Origin of the sequence: Rhizobium sp. IBUN (genome assembly GCF_000510625.1) — a bacterium.
GTDB classification, from domain to species: domain Bacteria; phylum Pseudomonadota; class Alphaproteobacteria; order Rhizobiales; family Rhizobiaceae; genus Rhizobium; species Rhizobium altiplani.
On the sequence record NZ_AZNV01000001.1, the window covers coordinates 358,253 to 375,393 of the forward strand.

General features: G+C 61.2%; 18 protein-coding genes. 11 read left to right on the plus strand and 7 right to left on the minus strand.

Translation table 11 applies throughout. From position 1 onward, the window contains the following. Positions 1–145 precede the first annotated feature (145 nt). Positions 146–2,689 carry an ABC transporter permease gene (locus RHIBUN_RS0101640; protein WP_025658148.1) on the minus strand — a complete coding sequence of 848 codons (2,544 nt, stop codon included), beginning with the start codon at positions 2,687–2,689 and terminating at the stop codon, positions 146–148. Then, entirely contained in the window at positions 2,686–3,393 is a 708-nt protein-coding gene (locus RHIBUN_RS0101645) for an ABC transporter ATP-binding protein (RefSeq protein ID WP_025658149.1), read from the minus strand. The genes RHIBUN_RS0101640 and RHIBUN_RS0101645 overlap by 4 nt, the downstream gene beginning before the upstream one ends. Positions 3,394–3,446: 53 nt before the next feature. On the opposite strand from RHIBUN_RS0101645, the gene RHIBUN_RS0101650 reads away from it, so the two are divergent. Continuing rightward, on the plus strand, positions 3,447–4,091 hold the full coding sequence (locus RHIBUN_RS0101650) for an arylesterase (protein WP_025658150.1): 645 nt from the start codon (positions 3,447–3,449) through the stop codon (positions 4,089–4,091). 68 nt (positions 4,092–4,159) lie between these two features. Next, on the plus strand, positions 4,160–4,753 hold the full coding sequence (gene thpR, locus RHIBUN_RS0101655; protein WP_025658151.1) for an RNA 2',3'-cyclic phosphodiesterase: 594 nt from the start codon (positions 4,160–4,162) through the stop codon (positions 4,751–4,753). On the opposite strand, the gene RHIBUN_RS0101660 is transcribed toward thpR, so the two are convergent. Beyond that, the gene (locus tag RHIBUN_RS0101660) at positions 4,660–5,160 is read right to left on the minus strand and encodes a low molecular weight protein-tyrosine-phosphatase (protein WP_025658152.1); all 501 of its coding nucleotides are present in this window, start codon (positions 5,158–5,160) and stop codon (positions 4,660–4,662) included. The genes thpR and RHIBUN_RS0101660 overlap by 94 nt on opposite strands. 34 nt (positions 5,161–5,194) lie before the next feature. On the opposite strand from RHIBUN_RS0101660, the gene RHIBUN_RS0101665 reads away from it, so the two are divergent. Both RHIBUN_RS0101665 and RHIBUN_RS0101670 read left to right on the plus strand, forming a co-directional pair. Next, on the plus strand, positions 5,195–5,500 hold the full coding sequence (locus RHIBUN_RS0101665) for a 4a-hydroxytetrahydrobiopterin dehydratase (protein WP_018855798.1): 306 nt from the start codon (positions 5,195–5,197) through the stop codon (positions 5,498–5,500). 51 nt (positions 5,501–5,551) lie between these two features. After that, the gene (locus tag RHIBUN_RS0101670; protein WP_018855797.1) at positions 5,552–5,941 is read left to right on the plus strand and encodes a YkvA family protein; all 390 of its coding nucleotides are present in this window, start codon (positions 5,552–5,554) and stop codon (positions 5,939–5,941) included. A gap of 7 nt (positions 5,942–5,948) precedes the next feature. Here the strand turns inward: RHIBUN_RS0101670 and RHIBUN_RS0101675 are convergent, their stop codons facing one another. Then, a complete protein-coding gene (locus tag RHIBUN_RS0101675; protein WP_025658153.1) occupies positions 5,949–6,509 on the minus strand; it encodes a sigma-70 family RNA polymerase sigma factor in 561 nt (186 codons plus the stop codon). A 333-nt stretch (positions 6,510–6,842) separates the two neighbouring features. Between RHIBUN_RS0101675 and RHIBUN_RS0101680 the strand changes: the two genes are divergently transcribed. The 5 genes from RHIBUN_RS0101680 to RHIBUN_RS0101700 all read left to right on the plus strand — a co-directional run bounded on the left by RHIBUN_RS0101680 (position 6,843) and on the right by RHIBUN_RS0101700 (position 11,715). Beyond that, positions 6,843–7,412, plus strand: a complete 570-nt coding sequence (locus RHIBUN_RS0101680; protein WP_025658154.1) for an invasion associated locus B family protein — start codon at positions 6,843–6,845, stop codon at positions 7,410–7,412. A gap of 227 nt (positions 7,413–7,639) precedes the next feature. After that, a complete protein-coding gene (gene rlmN, locus RHIBUN_RS0101685; protein WP_025658155.1) occupies positions 7,640–8,872 on the plus strand; it encodes a 23S rRNA (adenine(2503)-C(2))-methyltransferase RlmN in 1,233 nt (410 codons plus the stop codon). 94 nt (positions 8,873–8,966) lie between these two features. Beyond that, positions 8,967–9,920: an ABC transporter substrate-binding protein gene (locus tag RHIBUN_RS0101690; protein WP_025658156.1), complete on the plus strand. Its 954-nt coding sequence runs from the start codon at positions 8,967–8,969 to the stop codon at positions 9,918–9,920. A 122-nt stretch (positions 9,921–10,042) separates the two neighbouring features. Then, entirely contained in the window at positions 10,043–10,924 is an 882-nt protein-coding gene (locus RHIBUN_RS0101695) for an ABC transporter permease (RefSeq protein ID WP_016556625.1), read from the plus strand. Beyond that, entirely contained in the window at positions 10,921–11,715 is a 795-nt protein-coding gene (locus RHIBUN_RS0101700; protein WP_025658157.1) for an ABC transporter ATP-binding protein, read from the plus strand. Before RHIBUN_RS0101695 ends, RHIBUN_RS0101700 begins: the two co-directional genes overlap by 4 nt. A gap of 42 nt (positions 11,716–11,757) precedes the next feature. On the opposite strand, the gene RHIBUN_RS0101705 is transcribed toward RHIBUN_RS0101700, so the two are convergent. Both RHIBUN_RS0101705 and RHIBUN_RS0101710 read right to left on the minus strand, forming a co-directional pair. Then, positions 11,758–12,399, minus strand: coding sequence for a LysE family translocator (locus RHIBUN_RS0101705; protein WP_025658158.1), 642 nt, complete (start codon positions 12,397–12,399; stop codon positions 11,758–11,760). An 81-nt stretch (positions 12,400–12,480) separates the two neighbouring features. Beyond that, on the minus strand, positions 12,481–13,335 hold the full coding sequence (locus RHIBUN_RS0101710; RefSeq protein WP_025658159.1) for an SDR family NAD(P)-dependent oxidoreductase: 855 nt from the start codon (positions 13,333–13,335) through the stop codon (positions 12,481–12,483). Positions 13,336–13,521: 186 nt separating this feature from the next. Here RHIBUN_RS0101710 and RHIBUN_RS0101715 point away from each other — a divergent pair, with 186 nt between their 5' ends. Continuing rightward, positions 13,522–14,745, plus strand: a complete 1,224-nt coding sequence (locus RHIBUN_RS0101715; protein WP_025658160.1) for an argininosuccinate synthase — start codon at positions 13,522–13,524, stop codon at positions 14,743–14,745. Positions 14,746–15,006: 261 nt separating this feature from the next. Here the strand turns inward: RHIBUN_RS0101715 and RHIBUN_RS0101720 are convergent, their stop codons facing one another. Beyond that, the gene (locus RHIBUN_RS0101720; RefSeq protein WP_025658161.1) at positions 15,007–16,191 is read right to left on the minus strand and encodes a multidrug effflux MFS transporter; all 1,185 of its coding nucleotides are present in this window, start codon (positions 16,189–16,191) and stop codon (positions 15,007–15,009) included. Positions 16,192–16,386: 195 nt separating this feature from the next. Here RHIBUN_RS0101720 and RHIBUN_RS0101725 point away from each other — a divergent pair, with 195 nt between their 5' ends. Further along, positions 16,387–17,028, plus strand: coding sequence for a LysE family translocator (locus tag RHIBUN_RS0101725; protein WP_025658162.1), 642 nt, complete (start codon positions 16,387–16,389; stop codon positions 17,026–17,028). The last annotated feature ends 113 nt before the right edge of the window (positions 17,029–17,141 follow it).

A 17,141-nucleotide genomic window follows, 5' to 3' on the forward strand; every position in this document is an offset into this window, starting at 1 on the left:
TGGCGGGTCAACGACCCGGGCGCCGCTGCGGAGCCCAGCATGCCTGCACACAATATGAGCCTTTCGGCTTTCGCAAACAAGGCCCTTGCAACCCGCGATCGGGTTAAATCGCCGTAAGGTGAAGGAAATTTCTCCGTTTGATCAATCAGAGTTCGCGCAAAACGGGTGCCGCTTTCTGGCCGAGGATGCGCCAGGTGCCGATGAGTCCGATACCAACGGTCAGAACCAGAGCCGTCACAAGTGTCAGGCCGGCAACATCGGGCAGGAAGTGCGAGGGGATGCGCATGATCCGGGCGGTGATGAACCAGGCCGCAACGCCGCCGGCAAAAAGGGCGAAGACTGCGGTCGCCGCCCCAAGGATCAAATATTCGTAGCAGAAGGCACGGATCAGCATTCGCCTCGTCGCGCCGAGTGTCTTGAGGACGACCGCGTCATGGGTACGGGCGCGGTTACCGGCGGCCAGCGCGCCGGCCAGAACCAGGACCGAGGCGATCAGCGCAACGGAGGCAGCGGCGCGGATCGCAGTCGCCAACTGCGCCACCAGCGTGTTGACGATGTCGATCGCGTCCTTGACCCGCACGCTTGTGATGGTCGGATACGTGTTTGTAACGGACTTCAAGATCGCGGCCTCCTGGCCAGAGGTCGCCGTCGGGTCGGTGAGCGTCGCGAGCCAGGCGTGCGGGGCGCCGCGAAATGTATTCGGCGAGAAGATCATCACGAAGTTGATGGAAAGCGACTCCCACTCGACCTTGCGCAGGCTCGCAATCCTCGCGGTGATGTTGCGGCCGAGCACGTTGACGGTGACGGTGTCACCGATCTTCAGGCCGAGTTCATTTGCCTCCTCGGCAGAGAAGGAGACGAGCGGTTCGCCGCTATAGTCCTTCGGCCACCATGATCCCTCGGTCAGCGATGCATTTTCCGGCAGCGCTTCCGAATAAGTGATGCCGCGGTCGCCACGCAGCACCCACTGGCCGCCGGGCGGAACCTTGCGCTTGGTAACGTCCTCGCCGTTAAAGGCGAGGATCCGGCCGCGCAGCATCGGCACTTCGACCAGTTTGCCATCCGGCGAACCGGCTTTGACGACGCTGCGAAATGTCTCGAGTTCCGACCCCTGAATGTCCACGAAGAAAAAATTCGGCGCGCCGGCGGACATGCGCCCGGTCAGTTGCTGGCGCATGTTGCCGTCGATGAGGGTGAGCGTCACGAGTAGTGCGAGGCCAAGACCGAGAGACAGGACGACGGAGGGCGTCAGTGCGCCAGGCCGGTGGATGTTGCCGATTGCGAGCCGCAAGGCTGGCGAATTCACCCGCGGGCTGCGGCGCGCCAGCCAAGCAATGCCGGCTGCGACAAGCCGCAGGATCACGAAAGCGAAGGCGATCGCGCCGACAAAGACCATCGCGATGAAACGATCATACGCGGTTACGACGGCAAGGCCGGCAAGGGCAACAAGAAAGGTCGCAGCGAGAAGGATGTAGGGCCAGGAAGGCAAGCCCCGCGCCTCGAAGCCCTGCTCACGGAACAGGGCCGTTGCCGGAACCTCTCGTGAATGCCCGAGCGGCATGATGGCAAAGGCCAGCGTTGTCAAAATACCGAAAAGGACTGCGAGGGCCAGAGCCCCGGGGTAGAACGTCAGAGCCGTGGAGACCGGCAGGAACTGCGCCAGAAATTGCGACGCTACGATTGGCGCCAGCGCCCCGATGACGAGGCCGATCACCATCCCGCCCAAGGCAATGATGGCGATCTGGAAAAGATAGATCAACACGACGGTCGCGGCGGGCGCCCCAAGGCATTTGAATGTCGCAATGGTCGTGCGCTTGGAATCGAGGAAGGCACGCACGGCATTCGCGACGCCGACACCACCGACGATCAGGGCCGTCAGTCCGACCAGCGTCAGGAACTGCGAGAAACGCTCAATGTTCTCCGTCAGCGCAGGGGCTGCCCGGTCGCTGGTGCGGATCGACCAGCCGGCGGATGGAAATTCCTTGCCGGCCCGATCGCGCAGCGTGGATCTCTCGGCCTGGTCGTCCATGCGAATCTTGTAGGCATGTTCGACCAGGCTGCCGGTCTGGATGAGGCCGGACGCCTTCAGTGCTTCCCTGCTCACAAGCAGCCGGGGCGCGAAACCAAAACCTTCCGAAACCGCGTCCGGCTCCGTCTTGACAGTACCGGTGATATTCAGAATGACATTGCCCAGGAGGATCTCATCTCCGATGGAGAGGCCGAGCCGATCCAGCAGAAGCGGAGCGGCCACCGCGCCATAGGTGCCGCTCTGCCCCGACAGAAGCGCGTGCAGCGGATAATTCGGTTCGGCCGCGAAGGTGCCGTAGAGCGGATAGGCGCCATCGACTGCCTTGACCTCGACCAGCGCCTGATCCGAGCCGTCGGGCTTGCGCGCCATCGAGCGCAGGCCTGTCGACACCGATACTTTGCCGAAGCCGCGCAGGAAGTCCATTTCGGCTTCCGTCGCCTCGCGATTGTTGAGCTCGAAGCGTGCGTCGCCAGCCAGAATCTCCTGACCTTGCGTGGCGATCGTGTTGGTGATGGACTGCGAAACCGAGTTGACGGCTGCAATCGCGCCGGTGCCGAGAGCGATGCAGGCCAGAAAGATGTAGAAGCCGCGAAGCCCGCCGCGCAGCTCGCGGAGCGCGAGACGAAAGGCGAGGGAGACGCGCGGGGTCAGCAATGTCATGCAATCGCCGCCTCAGGCTGGACAGGCGCACTATCGCTCTCGATCTGGCCCGAACGAACCCGAATCTGCCTGGAGCAGCGTTTGGCGAGCGCGGTGTCGTGGGTGACGAGCAGCAGCGTCATCCCCCGCTCGGCCTGTTTGGAAAACAGGAGATCCGCAATCTGCCGGCCGGTGTCGGTGTCGAGATTGCCGGTGGGTTCGTCGGCGATCAGCAGCGCCGGTGACGGTGCGAGCGCGCGTGCAATCGCCACCCGTTGCTGTTCGCCGCCGGAAAGCTGGCCGGGATAGTGGTTCAACCGATCGCCAAGCCCGACGGATTTCAATTCACGGCGGGCGATTTCGAACGGATTGGGAAGGTTGGCAAGCTCCAGCGGCACAGCGACGTTTTCCAGGGCCGTCATGTTGGCGATCAGGTGGAAGGATTGGAAGACGATACCGATATTGCGGCCGCGGAAGTCGGCCATCTGGTCTTCACTCAGGGCATGTAGCGGTGTGCCGCTGACATTGATTTCGCCACTATCGAGTCTTTCCAGCCCTGCGAGCACCATCAGCAACGTCGATTTTCCGGAACCCGATGGTCCGACGATGCCAACCGACTCTCCGGTGCCGATCGTGAGGTCGATGCCCTTCAAAACATGGACGGAGGCGGCGGCGCTGCCAAGCGTCAAATCGGCGCGCTTCAACTCGATGATGGTTTTTGCCAACAGTATTCGCCCTATATAGATGCCGATTGTCTTGCCAATCTAGGGAAAGCGGAATGAGTTTTAAAGTTGCCGGCCTTCACATCGCCGTCATTGTTGCGACGATGGCCTTTGCGGTCGTAGCCAATGCAAAGACAATCAGCCTGGTCGGTTTTGGCGACAGCCTTATGGCGGGCTACCAACTCCCTCCCGGAGATGGCTTTCCAGAAAAGTTGCAAGCAGCCCTGACAGCCAAGGGTGTCGACGTATCGATCGCGAACGCGGGCGTGTCCGGCGACACGACGGCCGGTGGTCTTGCGCGAATCGATTGGTCGGTCCCCGACGGCACCGATGGCGTGATTCTCGAACTGGGCGGCAATGATGCCCTGCGCGGCATCCCTCCGGAGGAAAGTGAAAAGAACCTCGATCAGATAATTGCTCGGCTAAAGGAACGTGGTGTTGCGGTCCTTCTCGTCGGTATGCTGGCGCCGCCGAACATGGGCGGCGACTATGCGGGGCGCTTCAACTCGATCTACGCGAAACTCGCGCAAAAACATGGCGTTGCGCTATATCCCTTCTTTCTCGACGGTGTCGCGCTCGATGCCGGTCTGAAGCTTGAGGATGGGATGCACCCGAACAGCAAAGGGATCGATGTGATGGTCGAAAAGATGGAGCCGGCTATCACGCAATTCTTAGGAACGATTTCTACTGTGAAGAATTAGGGACTTGCGCAGGTGTTCAATGCGTGATTCCGTGTGAGCACCTGCAAAAGATTCGGGGAGTGCTCGTTATGCCGAGACTGTTTACCGCCCTCGAAATTCCGCGCAATGCCGCGATGAGCCTCTCATTGCTGCGCGGTGGTCTCCCTGGTGCAAGATGGATCGATGTGGAAAACTACCACATCACTTTGCGCTTCATCGGCGATGTCGATGGACGCACGGCAGACGAAATTGTCGATCGGCTCGACCGCATCGACCGGCCCGAATTCCAGATACGTCTCGATGGTATCGGCGCATTCGGGTCCAAAAAACCGCATTCGGTGTGGGCCGGCGTCTCGTCTTCACCCGAGATGTACGCCCTCCAGGCCGAAATCGAGCGGATCTGCCAGCGCATCGGATTGCCGCCTGATCCCCGCAAGTTCACGCCGCATGTCACGCTGGCGCGGTTGAAGTCGTCGCGGGTCGACGATGTCGTGCACTATCTCGCCGGGCGTGGAAACTTCCAGACTTCGGCCTTCACCGTTCCGCGCTTCGTTCTGCTGTCGTCAAGGGAATCGGTCGGCGGTGGGCCTTATTTGACGGAGGAGATCTTCCCTCTCCACGAGGCATTGTCGGTGCCCAGCGTCTCGAGCAGCTTCCTGCAGCCGGCAAAGAGCCTGGCGTAGACGCGTTCGAAGCCGTCGCTGTCGCCGAAATAGGGGTCGGGTATATCCTCGCCGCTTGCCAAAGCGAAATCGCCGAACAGGCGGATATTTGCGGCTCCCGGGCTCATGCGATGCAGTTCGGCGACATTTGCGCGATCCATCGCGAGGATCAGGTCGAAGCCGCTGAAATCCTTCGTCCTGATCTGACGCGCGCGTTGCCGGGAAATGTCGATCCCGTGGCCTCTCGCGGTGGCGATCGAGCGCCGATCCGGATGCTCGCCCTCGTGCCAGCCGCCGGTGCCGGCCGAGTCGATCTCAAAACGCTCGGCAAATCCGGCCGCATCGACGAGGTGCGAGAAGATCCCCTCGGCAAGAGGCGAGCGGCAGATATTGCCCATGCAAACAAACAGGATGCTAATGCGTTTCATCTGTGGTCCATGACGGAAGAGAAGGGACAATCGCATGAAACGGGAAAAACTGGAACGTCAAGCAATCGCTGCCGAGCTCGCCAAGCTTGACGGCTGGTCGCTCGACGCTGCCGGCACGGCGATATCGCGAAGCTTCAAGTTTCGCAATTTCGTTGAGGCGTTCGGCTTTATGACCGAAGCGGCACTTGCTGCGGAACGGCTCAATCACCATCCCGAATGGTTCAACGTCTATTCGCGCGTCGACGTAAAGCTTAACACCCATGACGCCGGCGGCTTGACGGAGCTCGATTTCAAGCTGGCGGCAGCGATGGAGAAGGCGGCGGCGCGCCGACTTGATTGAATCCGGTGCCGCCGTCACCATATGTGCGCGTGAAAGAGAGGACCAATCGGAATGGACGACGTCAAATTCGGTGAGATCCTGCTGCCGGGCGACGATGATACGCAAAGCCGGCGCGAAGAGACGGTGCGCAAGAAATTCTGGCCGACCTTCAAGAAGGCCGTACGGCAGATCCCGTTCGCGCGTGATGTCGTCGCTGCATTCTACTGCGCGATGGATCCCCAGACGCCGACAAGGGTGCGCGGCGTTCTGCTGGCGGCACTCGCCTATTTCGTCATGCCTGTTGACATGATCCCTGATGTTTTTGCCGTGATCGGGTTTTCGGATGACGTAGCGGTCCTTTCCGCGGCCTTCGCCATGGTCAGCAGGCATCTGAAACCGAAGCACTATGAAGCAGCGGACCGTGCGCTCGCCGATAAGCCTGAAGGCATGAAGACGATCTAGCGTTACCTCAGGCGCCCTCGGCCTCCAGAACCTTTCGGAGCTTTCCGAAGGCAAGCCGGATGCGGGATTTTACCGTCCCGAGCGGCAAGCCGGTCGCCTCGGCGATTTGCGAATGGGATTGGCCGAGAAAGAAGGCGGCGCGGAGCATCTCCCGCTGTTCTTCCGGGAGTCGGCTGACAGCGGCCCGAATATGGGCATCGCGATCGTCGTTTACGAGGATCTCGTCTGCGCCGCTTTCCGCGACCGGCTGCAATGCCGGGTCTGCCTGGTCCAGTGTGCGCGCTTTGGCCCGGCGCTGGAGATCGATCCGACGGTTGCGGGCGATGCGAAAAAGCCAGGTCGACAGAGAGGATCGCGCTGGATCGTAAAGCTCGGCTTTGTGCCAGAGCACGATCATCACTTCCTGAACAAGCTCCTCGGCCTCGCCGCTCGACATTCTTTGGCGCAGTAACCACGATTTGAGGCGCGGTGCGAAGTAATCGAACAGCACGGTGAATGCCTCCTGGTCGCGGCGTTCCGCAACGGCCCTTGCGAGGGCGGCGAAGCGCTGTTTCTCTTCGGCATCCATGTCTGGCCTAAAGCCCCCTGGCTCAGCGAATTCTCCAGCGGATTTCTAATACTTATTGACGTACAACGGTTTCTGAAAAGGTCAAACTCTTGCCTGAATCTTTATGTCTTAGATTCATCCGTGACATTGATCCGTGTGCGCACGCGGCATCACTTCATTACGGGCGAGGCGCCGCGTCCGATGTTGACACTTGGGTGAGAATGGAACAGGCAGGGACTTCTAGCAGTCCCCGTTGACGCTTTGGTAACCTGAATTAAGTCAAAATAAAGCAGATCGTGATTATGCGCCGCCCGTTCGCTTCGGGCTCGAATCGCAAGAACCGGCAGGATATCCATGTTTCTTAGAAGTACCGCAATCGCCATTTCCCTCGTTCTCGCCGGCGCCGGCATTGCATCCGCTCAGACCAAGAAGTCGCAGCCCGCGGCGCAGCCACAGGCAGCGCAGCCGCAGGCTACTCCGGCTTCGACAGCGCCGACACGGATCCAGCAGTTCCAGGCTTGGGGCGCCTATTCCTACAAGTCCGGCGCGAACACTGTCTGCTACGTTCTGTCCGTACCCACGGAAAAGAAGCCGGCCGGCATCGATCACGGCGACAACTTCTTCATCGTCTCTCAGCGCCCCGGCCAGAACATTTCCTACGAGCCGCAGGCAATGATGGGCTACACCGTCAAGGAGAACTCGAAGATCGATGTCGTGATCGACAACAAGACCTTCGTGATGTTCACCAAGGACAAGGCCGGCTGGGTCGAGAACGCAGCTCAGGAGCCGGCGCTCGTCGCGGCGATGAAGGGGGGCCACTCGATGACGGTCAACGCGACATCGCGCAAGGGCACGTCGACCTCCTACAGCTACTCGCTGTCCGGCATTTCTGCTGCACTAAAGCAGGTTGAAGGCTGCAAGTAAGCCTCCTGTTACGGTGACGAAATTTCAGGAGGCCGGCCTTGTGTCGGCCTTCGTCGTTTCCATCTATAGTGACGCGCGGCGAAAATGATGCTAAAGGCCCGCGCAACAGCGGATAGATTGCGGCTTTGCCGCCCGGTCCGCATTCAATTTCTGCCATCATGCCTGTCGTGCCCGCAAGTCATCCGGCTTACCGGGGCGATTGCATGTTGAATTCGGGATAAGAGACTATGTCCGTCATGGATGCGATGACTGTTACGAAGCCTGCCGGCGTGTTGCCGCAGCTCGACGCCGGCCAGAAACCCTCGCTGATCGGCTTGAGCCGCGAAGAGATGGGTGCTGCGCTGCGCGAAAAGGGCGTGCCGGACAAGCAGATCAAGATGCGCGTTGCCCAGCTCTGGAACTGGATCTACGTGCGCGGCGTCTCCGATTTTGATCACATGACGAATGTCGCCAAGGACATGCGCGAGATGCTGAAGCAGCATTTCACCATCGCGCGTCCTGATATCGTCGAGGAGCAGGTGTCCAACGATGGCACCCGCAAGTGGCTGCTGCGTTTCCCGCCGCGCGGGGCGGGGCGACCGGTCGAGATCGAGGCCGTCTACATCCCGGAAGAGGGTCGCGGTACGCTTTGCATCTCCAGCCAGGTGGGCTGCACGTTGACCTGCTCCTTCTGTCATACCGGAACGCAGCGTCTGGTGCGCAATTTGACGGCTGAGGAAATACTCTCGCAGCTTCTGCTGGCTCGCGATCGGCTGGGCGACTTCCCGGACCGTGAAGCGCCGCAGGGCACCATCATGCCGGCGGAAGGCCGCAAGGTCAGCAACATTGTGATGATGGGCATGGGCGAGCCGCTCTATAATTTCGACGCCGTGAAGCAGGCGTTGCTGATCGCCACAGATGGCGACGGGCTTTCGCTCTCCAAGCGTCGCGTGACGCTTTCCACCTCGGGCGTCGTGCCTGAAATCTTCCGCACCGGCGATGAGATCGGCGTGATGCTGGCGATCTCTCTGCATGCCGTCCGCGACGACCTGCGCGACATCCTGGTGCCGATCAACAAGAAATATCCGCTGAAGGAGCTGATCGACGCGTGCCGGAAGTATCCCGGCCTGTCGAACGCCCGCCGCATCACCTTCGAATATGTGATGCTGAAGGACGTCAACGACAGCCTCGAGGACGCTAAGGGCCTCGTCCAGCTGCTAAAGGGCGTGCCGGCGAAGATCAACCTCATTCCGTTCAATCCGTGGCCGGGCACCAACTACCAGTGTTCCGACTGGGCGCAGATCGAGAAGTTCGCCGATTTCATCAATTCGGCCGGCTATGCCTCGCCGATCCGCACGCCACGCGGCCGCGACATTCTCGCGGCCTGCGGTCAGCTGAAGTCGGAGTCGGAGCGCATGCGCAAGACCGAGCGGCTGGCCTTCGAGGCGATGATGATCGCCAACCATGGCGCCGACGACTGATCAGCAAGTTTGATCCGTTCAGTGTTTTCTTATGATTGATTTCATGGCCTGCTTTTCCTAGAAGCGGGCCAAAATCATGTCTGGAGGATACCCAATGCGTTCAATTCTGCTTGCTGTCGCGGCCACGCTGGCCCTGACCCTTCCTGCCAAGGCCGAAGACGTGACCGTCGCGGTCACGGCGATCGTCGAGCATCCGGCTCTCGATGCCGCACGCAAGGGTGTCCTCGATGTGCTGACGGCCGCCGGCTACAAGGAAGGCGAGAACCTGAAGTTCATGTTCGAGTCGGCCCAGGGCAACCCGGCGACGGCTGCGCAGATCGCCCGCCAGTTCGCCGGCGAGGGCCCGAACGTTATCGTTCCGATCTCCACGCCATCAGCGCAAGCTGTCGTTTCCGCAACGCGCGACATTCCGGTTGTCTTCACGGCCGTTTCCGATCCGCTCGGCGCGCAGCTCGTGAAGGATATGGACAAGCCGGGTGGCAACGTCACCGGCCTTTCCGACATGTCCCCGGTTGCCGAGCATCTTGCGCTCATCAAGGAAATCCTGCCGAACGTCAAAACGATCGGCTACCTCTACAACTCCGGTGAGGCCAACTCCGTATCGTTGCTTGCCGTCCTGAAGGCGGAGGCTGACAAGGCTGGCCTGAAGGTTGTCGAATCCGCCGCCACCAAGTCCGCTGAAGTGCAGGGGGCTGCTCGCGCGCTCGTCGGACGTGCCGATGCGATCTACGTTCCGACCGACAACACCATCATCTCGGCACTCGAAGGCGCCGTTGCCGTTGCCGAGGAAGCCAAGCTGCCGCTCTTCACGGCGGATACCGACTCCGTTTCGCGCGGCTCGGTCGCGGCGCTCGGCTTCAACTACTACGATGTCGGCAAGCAGACGGGCGAAATCGTCGTTCGCATCCTCAAGGGTGAAAACCCGGGCGACATTCCGGTGAAGGTTGCTGCCGGCAGCGACCTGGTCGTCAACAAGGGTGCAGCCGCCAAGATGGGCGTCACGCTTCCGGAAAGCGTCTTGAAGCGCGCGACGAAGACGATCGACTGATCGCAGCATATTTGGGAAAAACCAGCCATCCAGCCGCTCCCGTTTAACGCGGGGGCGGCTGATGGTATTAAAAACTTGGGTCCGGTAACAGGCGGACGGAGTCAGAAGAAAGGGCATGAGCCTTGAGTCAGATCGCATTCTGGGGAGCCGTGGAGCTGGGGCTGGTTTATGCCTTCGTGGCGCTCGGCGTTTACCTCGCATTTCGTGTGCTGGATTTTCCGGATCTGACGGTTGACGGCTCCTTTCCTCTCGGTGCTGCCGTAACGGCGGTGTTGATCATCGCTGGCGTCAATGCCTGGCTTGCTGCGCTTATCGCCATGGTCGCGGGTGCTGCGGCAGGTCTCGTTACCGCGATGCTCAATGTGCGGTTCAAGATCCTCAACCTGCTTGCGTCGATCCTGACGATGATCGCGCTGTTCTCGGTCAACCTACGCGTCATGGGCAAGCCCAACGTCGCGCTGATCAATGCGGATACGATGATCAGCCCGTTCTTCGGCCATGGCCTGCGGGATTTCTATGTTCGACCGCTCTTCGTCGGCGTTCTTGTGGTGGTTGCCGTGATCGTCGTTTGGCGCTTCCTTGAAAGCGACTCGGGTCTGGCGATGCGCGCGACGGGTGCGAATGCTCGCATGGCGCGCGCGCAGGGCGTCGACACAAGCCGCCAGATCTATCTCGGCATGGCGATCTCGAATGCGCTGGTTGCCTTCGGTGGCGCGCTCTTCGCGCAAACCAACGGTTTTGCGGACGTTACTTCGGGCGTTGGAACGATCGTCGTCGGTCTTGCGGCTGTCATCATCGGCGAAACGCTGCTCGGTCGTCGTGGCCTGCTGATCGCGCTGGTCGGTTGCGTGCTCGGCTCCATCCTCTACCGTATCGCCATCCAGCTGGCACTCTCGACCGATGTCATCGGGCTGCAGGCGTCGGACCTTAATTTCGTGACGGCCGTTCTGGTTACAATAGCGCTTATTCTTCCCCGTCTTCGCCGCGGAGGTGCCGCATCGTGATCACGCTCAAGGACATCAAGGTCGTCTTCGGCAAGGGCACGCCGCTGCAGAAACAGGCGCTGAACGGCGTCAGCCTGACCATCGAGGAAGGTTCGTTCGTCACCGTTATCGGTTCGAACGGCGCCGGCAAATCGACGCTGCTTGGCGTTCTTGCCGGTGATGTTCTCGCGAGCGAAGGCCAGGTTCTCATTGGCCATAACGATGTCACGCGCAAATCGACGGCCGCTCGCGCGGGCCTCGTTGCCCGTGTCTTCCAGGATCCGTTGACGGGAAGCTGCGGCTCGCTGTCGATCGAGGAAAATCTTGCGCTTGCGGCGCGTCGTGGTGAAAGGCGCGGGCTCGTATCAGCGCTCGGTCCGAAGCGGCGCGAACATTTCCGCGATCGGATTGCCGAGCTCAATCTCGGTCTCGAGAATCGGATGCGGGACCGCATGGACCTGCTATCGGGTGGTCAGCGTCAGGCGGTGTCGCTTGTGATGGCGACGCTTGCCGGCTCCGAAGTGCTGCTGCTCGACGAGCATACGGCAGCGCTCGACCCTGGCATGGCAGAGTTCGTCATGGGCCTCACGCAGAAGATCGTCTCGGAGCGCAAGCTGACGACGCTGATGGTCACGCACTCCATGCGGCAGGCGCTCGATTATGGTCACCGGACGATCATGCTGCATGGTGGCGAGATCGTTCTCGACGTCAGCGGCGACAGCCGCAAGACGCTGCAGGTCGAAGACCTGATCGCGATGTTCCGCAAGATGCGCGGCCAGACCCTGGACGATGACGCGCTGCTGATCGGCTGAAGATAGACAGCTTCCGGGAAGCCAGAGCTTCCCGGCGATCGCTTACCGCGCCTGCGTCAGCAGGATTTTTGCCGCGAAGACGGAAAAGACACCGGCGAAGGTAAAGTCCATGCCGCGCAATACTTTCTTGTTGGTCTGCAGCCAGCCGGCGAGCCAGTCGGCCGCGAAGACCACGGCCGCGTTGACAGGCATGCCGATCAGGATGAAGCAGAAGCCGAGAAACAGCAGCTTCTGCGTCACCGTCGGATCGCCGGCGCTGACGAACTGCGGCAGGAACGTCATGAAGAAGATAATGACCTTCGGGTTCAGGAGGTTGACCCAGAAGCCCGAGGAAACGTTGGCGAGCGGCGTGCCCTTTGCCGTTTCGACCTTGTTGACCGAAAACTTCGAGCCGAAGCGGATCGCCTGGACGGCGAGCCACAGGAGATAGGCAGCACCGCCGGTCTTCAGGATCAGGAAGGCTGTCGGCGACGCGGTGATCAGTGCCGAAACGCCAAAGGCGACCAGCATGGTGTGAACGACGATACCGAGGCTCGTACCGAGAACGACGAACAGCGCAGCCTTCTTGCCCTGCGCCAGTGCGCGGCTGATGGACAGCGTCATGTCAGGGCCGGGCGTCGCAGCGAGCAGCAGGGTCGCGGCTGCAAAGGCGAGAAGGGTCGGAAAGCTGGGCAGGAAGCTCATGGTACACTCTGAAAGCCGGATGAAAGCTTAGCCGTCATATCCGGCTTTCAGAAAATGTCTAATCAAACCTTCTAATACGACCTATTCCTTGCGTTCGAGATAGGCCTTGAACTTGTCGGCATAATCCTTGTGCCAGCGCGACAGCGGTGGGCGGTTCTCGATGATGTCGCCCATCGCCCAGGCCATGCGGCGTTCGTCCACGGGACGGGCGACGTCGTTGTCGGGGCAGAGGATGTAGAAGTCGCCGCGTTCCAGGCTTTTGATCATGAAATCGACAGTCTGTTCCGGCGTCCATGCGGCAGCCGGCTTTTCGGCGCGATCGCCCTTGGTGAGGCCGGTATAGACGAAGCCGGGGATCAATAGATGAGCGGAGATCTTCGAGCCCTCGGTATTGCGCAATTCATGCTCGAGCGCTTCGGTGAATACCTTCACGCCGGCTTTCGAGACGTTATACGCCGGGTTGCCAGGTGGCGTGGTGATGCCCTGCTTGGAGCCGGTATTGATGATCAGGCCCGGTTCGCCATGCGAGAGCATGTGCTGGCCGAAGGTCCGCGTGCCGTTGATGACGCCGAGCAGGTTGACGCCGAGAATCCCGTCCCAATTAGCCTGGGCGCTGAAGATTGACGTCTCGGGGCCGACGCCGGCGTTGTTCATGAGAATGTGCACTCGGCCGAAGCGCTGGATCACAGTCCGTTCGAGCGCTTCGAGGGACTCCTTCTGTGCGACGTCGGTTCCGACGGCGAGCACATGCTCCTCTCCCGAGATCGTCTTCAGTTCCTCTGCGGCGGCTGCCAGCCGATCGCCGCCGAGATCGGCAATGGCGACGCTCATGCCCGATCGGGCAAAGTGTTTCGCGGCGGCAAGTCCGATGCCCGAGGCGCCACCGGTGATGACAGCGACGTTTGATTTCTTGATGATGTCTTGGATTCTCGTCACGGCCAGCTCTCCTCCGCATTGTCAGGACGCTGGCAGATATGGGCTGCGCTTTCGGCCTGTCAAACATTATCTGGGTCGCCGATAGCCGCCGTTGCCCTTGCGTCGTCCGCCAATCTCGCTAAAAGTGCCCAGCCATACCGGGCGTGGCGAGTTTGCCGCTGCCCTCTTGCAACGGACCTCATCATCATGGCATCGCACAAAGACGTAAAGAAAGTCGTCCTCGCCTATTCCGGCGGCCTCGACACCTCGATCATCCTGAAGTGGCTGCAGACCGAACTCGGCGCAGAAGTCGTGACCTTCACCGCCGACCTCGGCCAGGGCGAAGAGCTGGAGCCAGCCCGCAAGAAGGCCGAGTTGCTCGGCATCAAGGAAATCTACATCGAGGACGTGCGCGAAGAGTTCGTCAAGGACTTCGTGTTCCCGATGTTCCGCGCCAACGCCGTCTACGAGGGCGTCTACCTGCTCGGCACCTCGATCGCCCGTCCGCTGATCTCCAAGCACCTGATCGACATCGCCCGCAAGACCGGCGCCGATGCGATCGCGCATGGCGCCACCGGCAAGGGCAACGACCAGGTTCGTTTCGAACTTTCCGCATATGCCCTGAACCCCGATATCAAGATCATTGCGCCGTGGCGCGACTGGTCGTTCAAGAGCCGGACCGACCTGCTGGCCTTTGCCGAAGCGCACCAGATCCCGGTTGCCAAGGACAAGAAGGGCGAGGCGCCGTTCTCCGTCGACGCCAACCTGCTGCACTCCTCGTCCGAGGGCAAGGTTCTCGAAGATCCGGCACAGGAAGCGCCTGAGTACGTGCACATGCGCACGATTTCTCCGGAAGCGGCTCCCGACAAGGCGACCACCATCAAGGTCGGCTTCGAAAAGGGTGATGCCGTTTCGATCAACGGCGTACGCATGAGCCCGGCAACGCTGCTCGCAGCGCTCAACAATTACGGTCGCGACAACGGCATCGGTCGCCTCGACCTCGTGGAAAACCGCTTCGTCGGCATGAAGTCGCGCGGCGTTTACGAGACGCCCGGCGGCACGATCCTGCTTGCCGCGCATCGCGCCATCGAATCCATCACGCTCGACCGCGGCGCCGCGCATCTCAAGGACGAGATCATGCCGCGTTACGCCGAGCTGATCTACTACGGCTTCTGGTTCTCGCCGGAGCGCGAAATGCTGCAGGCGCTGATCGACAAGAGCCAGGAGCATGTCGAAGGCGAAGTGACGCTGAAGCTCTACAAGGGCAATGTCATGGTTACCGGCCGCGAGAGCCCGAAGTCGCTCTATTCCGACAAGCTGGTTACTTTCGAGGACGACCAGGGCGCCTACGACCAGAAGGATGCAGCCGGCTTCATCAAGCTCAACGCGCTGCGCCTGCGCACGCTCGCCAAGCGCAATCTCTCGAAGTAATCGCGAGCAGCTTGCAAGAGATCGAAGGCCCGCCTCGTGCGGGCCTTCCGCTTGTTGACAAAGCCTTATGCCCCACCCGTCGTCACCCCGGCCGACGAGCCGGGGTCCAGCACGCGCAAGTCTTTGCGCGCAACAGGCCTTTCGCACCGCAGACGCGGTGCCGCTGGATGCCGGCTCAAGGCCGGCATGACGGATAAAACGATCGTTCCGCAAAAAAGAACACGTCCTCATCAGTCTGAAGGCCCGTCGTGCGGACACTTTTCATTCGCACGACGTGGCGTGAGGGAGCTTTGCTGCGTGCCGCGACGCGCGCACGAACCAGACGTAGCTCATGATCGAAATCAGCGACATGATCGGGATCACCGTTCCGAAAGCGAGCAGCGGCATGCCGATCAGCGAACCGGCGACGCCGCCGGCAAAGCCACCACCCATCTGAATAAAGCCCATCATCGCGGATGCCGAGCCGGCGATATGCGGGAAGGGGTAGAGGCCCGAGGTCGTCATATGCGGCGTCAGGAACGCCAGTCCGAAGGCCAGGAACGCGATCGGCCCCATGATCGAGAGATAGGAGGGCGTGACGAAATGGACTGACAGAGCGATCATGATGCCGGCGAGCCCGAGCAGGCCAAGCCCGACGCGCACGGAGCCGTCGCCGCCCAAGCGTGGCGCCGCGTAGCGCAGGCAGACGGATCCGAGGAAGTAGGAACCCGACTGCATCAGCATTCCCAAGCCGAAGGCTGTCGGTGACAGGCCGACGACCTTGATCAAGATGAAGGGGAGCAGTGTCGCCTGCGCATAGAGTGCGCCGATCGAGCCGCCGAGGACGAGCGAGGCGGAGACGAAGCGACTTTCGCGCGCAAGCTCCAGGTAGGCGCGAAGCAGCGGAACCGGGAGCGCGCGGCGCGGATCCGGCACGCTCGTCTCGAACATGAAGACGATCACGCCAAAACAGATCAGCAGTCCGAAGCCGATCAGCAGGAAGAAGACCGACTGCCAGCCGAAGGCAGCGAGTGCCAATCCGCCGATCGTCGGCGCCGCCGCCGGTCCGATGGCGATCATGATGCCGATCAGGTTCATGATGCGGGAGGCTTCGGTCCCGGTGAACTGGTCGCGGACGATGGCGCGCGCCACCGTAATCCCGACAGACGCACCAATGCCCTGGATCAGCCGGCCGGCAAGCAGCCATTCGATGCCGGGCGCAAAGGCGGCAAGCAGGCTGCCGATCACATAGATACCGATGAACAGCAGCGTCGCCGCGCGTCGGCCGAAAGCATCCGAGAGCGGACCGGCAAGCAGCTGCGCAACCGAGAAGCCGGCGAAATAGACTGACAGCGTCAGCTTGATCGCCGAGTCGGATGTCTGGAACGCATGGACGAGCTCCGGCATTGCCGGCGTATAGATCGACATCGAGATCGGGCCGATGGTTGCGAGAAGCGCGCCGAGCATGCTCGTTCGCCGTTCGCTCATCCTGAATGGGGGCATAGGGGTACTCGGTTCTTGCGCGGTCAGCGCGAAGGCTGCGGCTTTTCTTCTGTCGGAAGCTGCGTGATCCGGCAATTCAAAAATCTCATGGGTTGCCATCATGGCTTGACGCCCTTCGATTGGCGCATAAGCTGCGGCTGTCCTTTCCGGAGTTTCTCGATGACGCAATCCTTGCTCGCGGGCGCCTTTCTGGCAGCCCTTCTCTACGTGCTCATTCCAGGGCCTGCCTTCCTGGCGCTGCTCGGCATCGGCGCGGGGCAGGGGCGCCGGGCAGGCGCCTTGTTCGTTAGCGGTCACCTGGTCGGCGACCTACTGTGGGCATCGCTGGCGTTGATCGCGATCATCGGGGCGAAGACGATTGGCACCTTTGTCTTCGACGCGCTCGGTCTTCTCTGCGGTTTCTACCTTGCCTGGATCGGCTGGAATGCCGTGCGGGCAAAGCCGAAGGGTGACGGGCGGGCCTTGATGGTGGTGGAGCGGCCGTTCCGTCGCGGCCTGATCTTCGGGGTGACCAATCCCAAGGGATATCCTGTGGCACTGGCGACGTTTACTGCCCTTGTTGCTGGCTCGGCGAGCGCATTGCAGTTTCATACGTTGCCGCTCCTGCTCGCCGTTTCGTTCCTGGGCTTCATCGTTGCCGACATGATCCTGGTCACGATTATCGGTGCCGGCACGGTGCGGCGTTTCTATCGCTCGCACGAGCGGCTGATCGTCCGTTGCTCCGGCGTGCTGTTCATGGGTTTTGCCGTGCAGGCACTCTGGCATGCGACGCCGGGCCTACTCGGTTGGCGGAAGGCCTGAGATCGCGCGTGGATTGCTTCAATCCCTAGCGATTGGTTGATTCTCTTGCCGTGAACTTTTCGCAGTCGGGCTCGGGACGTGCGTCCGATCGGCAATACCAATTGCGAACGTGC